We start from the raw sequence: 5317 nt of genomic DNA on the forward strand, positions 1-5317 counted from the left end.
GTAACTGATTATGTTCTTATAACTAATGTGCAATTGCTTCCAAATTGGATAAAGCAACTTCAAGAATTATGGAACGAATTGTCTCAAGGAAAAGTAAATTTAGTAATTTGGGAAGGAGCAAAATTAAATACTTTTATTGTTGCTAATCCTCTTCTACGGCTGTGGCTCAATGAGGGATTTGTGACTATGCAGTTAACATATTTTCGTGATCATTTTAGTCTACAGTTACAAAGTAATCCTTTAGAGGCTATCAGCTTAAATAATTATTATGTCAAGAACTTAGATTTAGAGGACAGTTTATATGATTTTATTAATTCCGATAAAATATTATTTAATTTATTAGGAGAAGCAGGTTTAGGTAAGACGAGAGGTGTAGTAGAGTTTTTTAAAATCCTTGAAAATAGGCCAGACGAAAAATGGATACTGCTAGTTCTTAGCGCATACAATATAAGCTATGACAATCTTTTTTATGCTTTGTCTGGAGAGGGGAATCATATTATTCTAATAGATGATGCTCATACTTTTGAAGAAACCGTAATAAGAGATTTATTCGCAATGGCTTTGAAAGGGAAGAACTTGAAGTTGATCTTTACCAGTAGACGAGATATGTCTACTTCTATAAAAGAAGTGTATCATAATCGTATCAAAACGGAGAAAATTGAAGCGTTAAATCAGGAACAAACGAGAGAAATATTTTTACATTATTTGAGCAATTCGACTTTAAGGGTATATATTGACGAGCTTGTTCATTTCTCTTATGGTAAGCCTATTGTTATTGTTGCAATGATCAATAATTTGTTAAGGAGAAAAGATATTAAAATACTAATTTCGGATGATTTTTTGCAAGTATATGTAAATAATTATTTCAAAGATTTGATATCCGAAATTTCAAAGGAAACAGGATACTCTAATAATAAATTGTTAGACGTAATTTCTATATTGGCTTTGATAGAGCCTTTAAATATCAATAATCACGACGAATTAAATCAAATTGGAAATAGTATTGATCTTACAAATGAAGATTTACAAGCTATTTTTAAAATTTTAATAGATCAAAGAATTGTTGATGGTCAATCATCGATCATGATCAAGCCGGATCTTTATAGTGACATTATTCTTTCCAAAGTTAATAGACAAAAATTAACAATATGGATGGAGTATTTCAGCAATAAGATCAGCAACATATTGGTTAATTTAAGCAGTTCAGTACCAAAAGATGAAAATGAAGATATTTTTCTTGCATTTTCACAGGTATACTTGGATTCAATAGACAACGTAGCTGACAAAATCAGATTTTTTGAAATCAGTTCTACAATTTATAAAATTGGAGGACATTTTCCGATGATCACAAAGAAGTTGATACAGAAGTATATAGAAAAACTATCTGATTCAGAAAATACATTTTCAAAAGAGCTTATTGAACTATCGGAAAATAATTTTCAATCACGATCGTTTTCCAATATTGCAATATCAGAAATCGTGCGACATCTTTCAGTATTGCTTCTAAACAGCATTCATTATGATTTTGTTTTTGATGCTGTTTTCGAGATTCAGAAAAAATACAATGCCTCGGTTGCTTTAAATTCTCTCTACAATTTCGGGAAAGTTGATTACTATGATGGTTTTGTAATGAGGCGGCAAAGCCATTTTTTAGAGAAAATAGATAATAAGCTCTTTAATAAAAATGAAATATCTTTAATCATACAAATTTTAAGTTCATTTCTAAAGCTTGAGTTTATGATTACAGAATCGGCATTTGATCGTCTATCTGTAAATATGACTACATTTCGGGTTCCAGAAAATACAAATACTGTTCTACTTCGCCAACGTACGATAAGAGTATTAATCAATTATTTTGACAAAACAGAGGCTGAAGATCTTAGATTGGAAGTTCTGAAAAATATTATTGAGGTACCCCGTGAGATTTTTAGCAATTACAAAAAACAGCCATCATATAACGGCAAAGAGGAGATTGATTTAGTTTTATCATTTCTTTTAAAAAATTCTGAAAAATTTAATACAATTGAAAGAAATACAGTTGGTGAACAGTTAAGATTTTTTGAACTTTGGGATGTTAGTAAGAAACATTCTGAATTTCTTAGAAATTTACAAGAAGCTTTAGTATCTAAATCTCTCACTGAGAAAGTAATAAGTTTATTGTCAAGATATAGACCATTAGATAGAAAAAAACCTTATAGTGAAATTAAAGATGATTTAGCGATCGATATCAAAAATTTAGTCTCAAAAGAATCACCGGAAGGTATTGCTCGAGCTCTCATTGAAGCATTTGAAATCAAAGGTAATAAGCTAACAAATCTTTATCTTTTCACTCAAGAGATTATTACATATGACATAAGTTTTCTTAATACTTTTTATCATGAATTAGTAAGTGATAAAGTATTGTTTAAACGTATTGCTCCAGATATTATACGAGCCATCAGAGATAAAACCGGAGGGAATTCTTTATATTTATCGATAATTCGAAGTCTTTTTTATTCTGAAGATTCAACAATGAATAATGTTTTTCTTCTTGTTTTTTCTAGTCTCACAGATATTTATGACAAGGATTTTTCTATCATGGAAATCGAAATGATGAAGAGTATAATTAATGAAAAAGCTGAAGATAATGGATTTGAAATAAGTCAATTAATACCAACAATCGTAAACTACGACTATACCTTAGGACGAGAGACAGCGATTAACTTTTTCCAATATTGCAGTCAAATTGAGGCTGAATACACTTTTATGTATCTACAATACAAGGAGGCTTATTCTTTGATAAAAGAACTATTAATGGAGCATTCATACAGATTTCATATATCGTATGAAATTGAAATTGCTATGAATCTTATTTTAAAGAAGGAGGGAAGTGATTTACTAATTAATTATCTTAATAGAAGATTTTTAAATTTTGTAGATAGTATCAGGTCAACGAAACCGTATAGTGGTGTCCAATATCTTCCATCAAATCATTCATCCGGGTTATTTGAGGATGTAGAGGAATTACGGACTGATTTTTTTAAGAAAGCTCTGGATTGGTTTATTAGTATTGAAGATAAAAATCTAGTGTTTTTTGCTAGACAAATACTTAGTTATATTGCTTCATCTGATCAATTATCTGATGATTTACAAATGATTGTCGAAAAAAAATCCCTTGATTATAAGGAAGATTTTAATGTACAAAATAAATTGATGTTAGCTCTTGAAGAGTTTATTGTAAAAGAAGAAAGGTTTATTGATTTGATATTAAAAATTTATGAATTGGGAATAGAAAATAAAAGTATAATTGATAATCAACAAATTGATCAATTTAATGCAGCCACTTATTCTGCAATAATTAATAAAGGTGTACAAATTGGAACTCCGGGAGAACCTTTTGCAGATGATCTTATGTTGTTGGAAATTTTTAATAGAAAAATTTTAAATTATTCTGAGTTTAGCAAAGCTCATAAATTATTATCAAATGCTATCGCATCAACTAATGATAGTATTAACCGTAGTAATAATTCAGATTTTCTTAACGAAACATGGTTTTAATATGACTACAAATACAAGAATAGAATTGATTGACCTTTCAGATAAGAGTTCTGAATTAATTCAGAAAGTTAATGTGCATGAAACTTCAAGCACAATTACAACAATAAATTCTGAGTTTCATAAAGATTACCTAATTCGTACATCACCGGAGTTGCAGGAATTATTAAATGCCATTAATGAACGATTAAGAAAATTGCAGATTATTCATTATTCTTATTTTGAAGATTTAAATGAGCAGATTATTAGCGGTAATATTTCCTTTCTTCCTTTTGAAAAAAATTATGAATTTTTCTTTAACACAAATAACTTCACAAAAAGTATCTCCATAAATACTCCTTTCTTTTATAAAGAAATAATTAATAATGAATTTCAAACTTTTATTTTGACAACTGCGACTATATTCGAAAATATTGTTCGCCTTACAGAGATACTAACAAAAAAGGTTGTCATTTATAAAACTAATGCAAAGCTTTTAAGTATACCTTTGGGTACATATGTAGATTTTTTAAAGTCACTTCTTAGACTTGATTATCGAAGTGCAACTCCTTTTGTCAATTGTTTTAATAATCATGATGATTTTTTGAATACCTATTTAGAGACAGTTAATTTGCTTAGAAATTCATTTATCCATGGATATAAAAGCCAATTAGAACTAAATCCCGTAAGCAGAAGATACATGATTTTGAAATTTGGAGAGGGGCTTACGATTAGTATGCCTCAGGCGGAGGTTAAATTATTTACGGCTGATTTAGTTGAAAGGCTAATCGCGTTTGTAAAGGATCTCTTAGATGTGCTTATTTCAGAGGTAGATTCAAGTAGCAGTTTACCGTTTTAAGGGAAAGAATGTATTTTTATTTCAACTTTTTTATTTCGCTAATTTCATTTTCTATTCCACGCTCCATAAATGGTGTAGACAAACTTAACATCACAATATCTCTATCCTCACGCCAGTTTATTGTGCATATAAAACTGATAAATATCAATACTTTTAGTTCATCATTATCCTTATCCTGATATTCTTCTTGAAGGTTTTTATTTTCAGGAGTGTTAATGTCTATAACTGACGAATATAACTTAATATCTTCGTCTAAAAGTTTTAGATTATATTTATCAATATCCTGTTTTTGTATATCCTTAAATTCAATTTTTGGAAGATTTTTCTTTTTAAGCAGGAAAAACGTATCACTCAAATGATTATTTGTATATGGTATTTTTACAATAATGTTTTTATAATCCGAATCATTGATCAGTTGCTGAATTTTATAATCTGAGCATAAGCTCACAATTATATAGTCTTCTGAAATTCTTGGGATTAATTTTTCGAAAGCTTTTATCACGTTATTCTTATCAACAAGATATCTCCTAGTTCTGGCAAGTAGAAATGAATTTGGCAAAAAATACCTTATCTTGCTATTGGCAATACTTTCAGCATAGACACTGTCAAAATTTATATTTGGAATATCATTCGTAGTAAATGATGACTTGTATGCAAGAGTCCATATTCCTTGAATAGAACTTAAAATTGTTTTGTCAGTCTTTCTAAAATTGGTATTGTTTTTTATTATATCATAAGCTTCAAAGGTGGACTTGATAATTGATCCTGTTGCAGTCTCAAATTGTTTAACTTTTTCTTTAGAAATTTCTGTTTGGAGTTTTGTAACATCAATTTGTTTTATTATTTGTGATTCTAAGTTATCGAAAACTTTTAAGACATCATCTTGTGAAACATTGTAATTGACTGTTGACAAAAGTTTCTCGTTTTTCAAAACGCTTTCTATAC

At 28.9% G+C, this 5317-nt stretch carries 3 protein-coding genes; 2 read left to right on the top strand and 1 reads right to left on the bottom strand.

From position 1 onward, the window contains the following. The first annotated feature begins 33 nt into the window (after positions 1-33). Entirely contained in the window at positions 34-3537 is a 3504-nt protein-coding gene (locus tag AB4Y90_RS15105) for a hypothetical protein (protein ID WP_441558365.1), read from the top strand. A 1-nt stretch (position 3538) separates the two neighbouring features. Then, the gene (locus AB4Y90_RS15110; protein WP_441558366.1) at positions 3539-4372 is read left to right on the top strand and encodes a hypothetical protein; all 834 of its coding nucleotides are present in this window, start codon (positions 3539-3541) and stop codon (positions 4370-4372) included. A 16-nt stretch (positions 4373-4388) separates the two neighbouring features. On the opposite strand, the gene AB4Y90_RS15115 is transcribed toward AB4Y90_RS15110, so the two are convergent. Next, positions 4389-5317 (bottom strand): hypothetical protein (locus AB4Y90_RS15115; RefSeq protein ID WP_441558368.1); only part of this gene is annotated, 929 nt, incomplete at its 5' end.

This window comes from Chryseobacterium sp. 2TAF14 (assembly GCF_052115105.1).
Lineage (GTDB): Bacteria > Bacteroidota > Bacteroidia > Flavobacteriales > Weeksellaceae > Chryseobacterium.

Excerpts from the sequence above, each read along its gene's own strand:
- AB4Y90_RS15110 (WP_441558366.1), top strand. The coding sequence starts at position 3,539 with ATGACTACAAATACAAGAATAGAATTGATTGACCTTTCAGATAAGAGT.